At 70.8% G+C, this 5,029-nt stretch carries 5 protein-coding genes and 1 pseudogene; 4 read left to right on the plus strand and 2 right to left on the minus strand.

All coding sequences use genetic code 11. From position 1 onward, the window contains the following. Positions 1–335 (plus strand): annotated as a pseudogene (locus V7067_RS12885) (HAD family hydrolase); the annotation flags it as partial. Between the two features lie 7 nt (positions 336–342). On the opposite strand, the gene rmuC reads toward V7067_RS12885, so the two are convergent. Then, positions 343–1,503 (minus strand): DNA recombination protein RmuC, encoded by a 1,161-nt coding sequence (gene rmuC / locus V7067_RS12890; RefSeq protein ID WP_334176306.1) that lies wholly within the window; start codon positions 1,501–1,503, stop codon positions 343–345. Positions 1,504–1,600: 97 nt separating this feature from the next. Between rmuC and def the strand changes: the two genes are divergently transcribed. From def to truA, 3 genes are all read left to right on the plus strand, one after another. After that, entirely contained in the window at positions 1,601–2,116 is a 516-nt protein-coding gene (gene def, locus V7067_RS12895) for a peptide deformylase (protein WP_334176307.1), read from the plus strand. A gap of 57 nt (positions 2,117–2,173) precedes the next feature. Further along, positions 2,174–3,106 carry a methionyl-tRNA formyltransferase gene (fmt, locus tag V7067_RS12900; protein ID WP_334176308.1) on the plus strand — a complete coding sequence of 311 codons (933 nt, stop codon included), beginning with the start codon at positions 2,174–2,176 and terminating at the stop codon, positions 3,104–3,106. Positions 3,107–3,213: 107 nt separating this feature from the next. Continuing rightward, complete coding sequence (gene truA, locus V7067_RS12905) at positions 3,214–3,966, plus strand: tRNA pseudouridine(38-40) synthase TruA (protein WP_334176309.1); 753 nt, start codon at positions 3,214–3,216, stop codon at positions 3,964–3,966. A gap of 36 nt (positions 3,967–4,002) precedes the next feature. Here the strand turns inward: truA and V7067_RS12910 are convergent, their stop codons facing one another. Continuing rightward, the gene (locus V7067_RS12910) at positions 4,003–4,881 is read right to left on the minus strand and encodes a DMT family transporter (protein ID WP_334176310.1); all 879 of its coding nucleotides are present in this window, start codon (positions 4,879–4,881) and stop codon (positions 4,003–4,005) included. Positions 4,882–5,029: the final 148 nt, after the last annotated feature.

The following is a 5,029-nucleotide window of genomic DNA, read 5'->3' on the forward strand; positions in this document are numbered from 1 at the left end:
CCAAGGGCGACCTGATGGATCAGGAGCAGAAGCTCGCCCGCTCCGGCCTCGGCGACTTCTTCGATGCCATCGAGATCGTCAGCGAGAAGACCGCCGACACCTATCGCCGCCTGTTCGAACGCCACGGCGGCGGACAGGCCGCCATGGTCGGCAACTCGCTGCGTTCCGATGTGCTGCCGGCGGTGGAGGCCGGACATTTCGGCATCCACATTCCCTATCCGCTGGTCTGGGCGCTGGAAGCTGCCGAGCCCCCGCAGAACTGCCCGCTCTATGCCCGGCTTGAGACCCTGAGCGAACTGCCGCAGTGGCTGAGCGGGGAGGAGGAGGCGGACTGAGGCCGCCTCAGCCCTGCGGGGCCGCCCGGCGCGGGGCGACAGCCTCCTCGCCGCCCGCCTCCCGCCCGATATCGAGACTTTCGATGCGGGCGCCGCGACGGGCGATCTTGCCGGCAGAAATCGAGACCTGATCGATATCCTGCTGCGCCTGCGCGAAGTGCTTTTCCAGGGCCGCCGCCCGCTCGGCCAGCCGGACGACATCCTCCACCAGCCGGCGCACCTCGGCCTGAATGACGTGGGCCTGCGCGCGCATCCGCTCATCGCGCAGCAGCGACTGCATCACCTGAATGGACAGCAGCAGCAGCGACGGCGAGACGATCACCACCCGCCCCGCCACCGCCCGCTCGACCACGTCGCCGAACCGCTCGTGCAGGTCGGCGAACAGCGCCTCGGAGGGCACGAACATCAGCGCGGTATCCTGCGTTTCGCCGGGGATGAGATAGCGCGCGCGGATATCGTCGACATGTTTCGCCACATCGCGGCGCAACTGGGTTTCGGCCGCCTTCAGCGCCTCCGGCGTTTCCGCCGCGCGCACCCGGTTCCACGCCTCCAGCGGAAATTTGGCGTCGATCGCCAGCATCGGCTGGCCGTTCGGCAGGCGAATCAGGCAGTCCGGCCGGGTGCCGTTGGAAAGGCCGGCCTGAAAGGCATAGGCACCCTCCGGCAGCGCATCGCGCACGATGGCCTCCATGCGCCCCTGCCCGAAGGCGCCGCGGGTCTGCTTGTCGGAAAAGATGCGCTCCAGCGCCGCCACATGACCGGTGAGATCGGAAATGGTGCGGTCGGCACGGTCGATCACCGCCATGCGCTCGGCCAGACGGCGCAGGTTCTCGTGGGTTGCCCGCGCACCCTCCGTCATCGACTGGCCGAGGCGATGGCCGAGACCGTCGAGGCGGTCGGCGACGACGCGGGCGAGATCGGCCTGCCGGCTGCCGAAAATCTCCGCCATGGTGGCCAGCCGGCCGGCGGTCTCGGCCTGAATGCGGCCGAGTTCGGCCAGCCGGCGGTCGAGCGCCCCGGCATCGCCCGCCACCATCGGGCCGGAGGCGCGCCCGGCGAGCCAGCCGGCGAGAAAAGCCGCCACCAGCACCACCGCCGCCCCGGCCAGCACGAGCGGCCCGTCGAGAAGCCGCCCGTTCAGCGCCACCGTCAGCCAGCCGTCACCCATTCATCCGCTCTCCCTGTCTGGTGCGCAGGCCGGAGCCTGCGAAAATAGCGGTGCCGGTCGATTGACCGGCCGCCTGCCTTTTCATATCTCTGCGGCCATGGCCAAACGCGACATCATTGTGCTGCCCGACGCGCGTCTGCGGCAGAAAAGCGACCCCGTGGAGACCGTGGACGACACGGTCCGCACGCTCGTGGACGACATGCTGGAAACCATGTACGCCGCCCCCGGCATCGGGCTGGCCGCGATCCAGATCGCCGTGCCGCGCCGTGTGCTGGTGGTGGACGTGGCGAAGGAAGGCACGCCGCCCGAACCGCTCGGCGTCATCAACCCTGAGATCGTGTGGTCGTCCGACGAGATATCGGCCTACAACGAAGGCTGCCTGTCCATTCCCGACTATTATGAGGAAGTGGAGCGGCCGGCCCGCGTGCGGGTGCGCTTTCTCGACCGCAACGGCAGCGCGTGCGAGCTGGAGGCCGAGGGCCTGCTCGCCACCTGCCTGCAGCACGAGATCGACCACCTGAACGGCGTGCTCTTCATCGACCACCTGTCGAAGCTGAAGCGCGACCGCGTCGTCAAGAAATTCCAGAAGCTCGCGCGCCACGCCGGCCGCTGAGGCGGCATCCGCCGCGCAGCTGCCCGCCCAACCGCCGCCAATCGAGGACCCGGCCCCATGTCGCTTCGCATCGTCTTCATGGGCACGCCGGATTTCGCCGTGCCGACGCTGGTCGAGATCCTCGGTCAGGGCCACGAGGTGGTTGCGGTCTATACCCGCGCGCCCAAACCCGCCGGCCGCGGCATGGCCGAGAAGCGCTCGCCGGTGCATGAACTGGCGGCCGGCTTCGGCATTCCCGTCTTCACCCCGCGCACCCTGCGGGACGAGGCGGCGCAGGCCGAATTCGCCGCCCATGAGGCCGATGTCGCCGTGGTGGTGGCCTACGGGCTGATCCTGCCCGCCGCCGTGCTCGCCGCGCCCGAATACGGCTGCCTCAACCTGCACGCCTCGCTGCTGCCGCGCTGGCGCGGCGCGGCGCCGATCAACCGCGCCATCATGGCCGGCGACCGGGAAACCGGCGTGATGGTGATGCAGATGGACGAGGGCCTCGACACCGGCGCCGTGGCGCTGAGCGAGCGCGTGGCCATCGGCGCCGACGAAACCGCCGGCCAGCTCCACGACCGCCTCGCCCGCCTCGGCGCAGACCTGATGGTGCGCGCCCTCAGCGCCCTGTCGCGCGGCACGCTGGCGACCGAGCCGCAGCCCGAAGCCGGCACGACCTATGCCGCCAAGCTCGACAAGGCGGAAACCCGCATCGACTGGACCCGGCCCGCGGCCGCGGTGCACGACCACATCCGCGGCCTCTCGCCCTTCCCCGGCGCGTGGTGCGAAATGACGCTGGGCGACAGGAGCGAGCGGCTGAAGGTGCTGCGCACCGTGGCCGCCACCGGCAGCGGCGCCCCCGGCACCGTGCTGGACGACCGCCTGACCGTCGCCTGCGGCGAGGGCGCGGTGCGCCTGCTGGAAGTGCAGCGCGCCGGCAAGGCGCCGATGGCGGCCGGGGCCTTTCTCAACGGCACGGCGGTGACGGCCGGCACAAAGCTCGGCTGAGCCCCGCCGGGTCCCCGCGGCCCTGCCCGTGCTGCCCGGCCGTTTTCGTTCCATGGCCCCGCCAAACCCGATCAAACCGCGAACTGAGGCAGAACGTAAGCGAAACGATGCCGCGCTACAAGCTCACCATCGAATATGACGGCGGCCCGTTCGTCGGCTGGCAGCGGCAGGGCTTCGGCGCCTCGGTGCAGGGCGCGCTGGAGGCGGCGGTGAAGGCCTTTTCCGGCGAGGACGTGACCGTTCATGGCGCCGGGCGCACGGATGCCGGGGTTCATGCCGAGGGGCAGGTGGCTCACATCGATCTGGCCCGCGACTGGCGGGCGGACACGGTGCGCGATGCGATCAACGCCCACCTGCGGCCCGCCCCTGTCGCGGTGCTGGCGGCGGAGCCGGTCGGCGCCGGTTTCGAGGCGCGGTTTTCCGCCACGAAACGGCATTATCGTTACCGCATCCTCAACCGCCGGGCGCCGGCGGTGATGAGCCGCGGCCATGTGTGGCGCATTCCCCGGCCGCTCGACTGGCAGGCGATGGCCGAAGCCGCCCCGCGCCTGCTCGGCCGGCACGATTTCACCACCTTCCGCGCCGCCGAATGCCAGGCGAAAAGCCCGGTGCGCACCCTTGAGGTGCTGATTGTGCGCCGCAGCGGCGAGGAAATCGTGGTGGAGACCTCGGCCCGCTCGTTCCTGCACAATCAGGTGCGCTCGATCGTGGGTTCGCTGGTGCTGGTGGGCGAAGGCCGCTGGAGCGCCGACGACCTCGCCGCCGCGCTGGCGGCCGCCGACCGCACCCGCTGCGGCCCCGTGGCACCGCCGGACGGGCTCAGCCTCGTCCGTGTCGACTATGACGGCTGCGGGGCGTGATCCCGCCGCAGGCCGGGCCGCGGCGGGCGGTGCGGCTCAGCGTGGCGGACGCCGCAGCATGTCGCGGGCAGCGATCAGCCCGCCGCCGGAAATGAGCACGCAGGCGATCAGCAGCACATAGCCCGGCTCGCTGATGCCGACCGCGATCAGCAGCAGGGTGGACAGCAGCGGTGCGGCATAGGCCGCCGCCCCCAGCACCTGAATGTCGCCGTGCTTCATGCCGATATCCCATGTGAAGAAGGCGAGGCCCACCGGCAGCGCCGCCAGCAGCGCCACCGCGCCCCACTCCATCGCGCCCTGCGGCCAGACCGTCGTCTCGAACGCCATGTGGCACAGCGCCGACAGCACCCCGGTTGCAAGGCAGAACCCGGCGACCGTTGCGCTCGGCACCCCGGCAAAGCGCCGCGAGAGCACCGAATAGAGCGCCCATGTCAGCGCCGCCACCACCGCGACGCCGTAGCCGGCGGCATAGGCCGGCGAAAGCGACAGCGCCGTGCCGCCGCGCGTCACGATCAGCGCAGCGCCGGCAAGCCCGGCCAGCGCGCCGACGACGTGGTGCACCTTCAGCTTTTCCCCCGGCAGGAAGCCGGAGAACACCACGATCAGCAGCGGCCAGAGATAGCAGATCAGGCTGGCATCGGCCGGCGGGGCGGTCTTGAGTGCGGTAAAGTAGAGGAAGTGATAGCCGAACAGGCCGCAGACGCCCAGCGCCCACACCGGCCAGGGCTGGCGCATCACAGCCAGCGAGCCGGTGCGCAGCCACACCGCCACGAGGCCGACGAGGCCGGAGGCGCCAAAGCACAGCGCATTGAGCAGGAACGGCGGCACCGCGCCCGAGGCCGCGGTAAGGGTGGCCAGCATCGACCACATCAGGATGGCCGTGAGGCCGACGAGGGTTGCGACACGGCGTGTCATCGCAGACCGTTTCATGGCAGAACTCTTCAGCAGAAAGGGGGCTCCCGGCGCCGGTCGCCCCCGGCAGCCGCGCCCGCGGGCCTTGCCCCCGATATCGGGACAGAACGCATGGAAAGACCGGCCGGGCCGGCGCGCCTCAGACCGCCGG

The sequence above is a fragment of the Pseudoxanthobacter sp. genome, assembly GCF_036822375.1.
GTDB lineage: Bacteria > Pseudomonadota > Alphaproteobacteria > Rhizobiales > Segnochrobactraceae > Pseudoxanthobacter.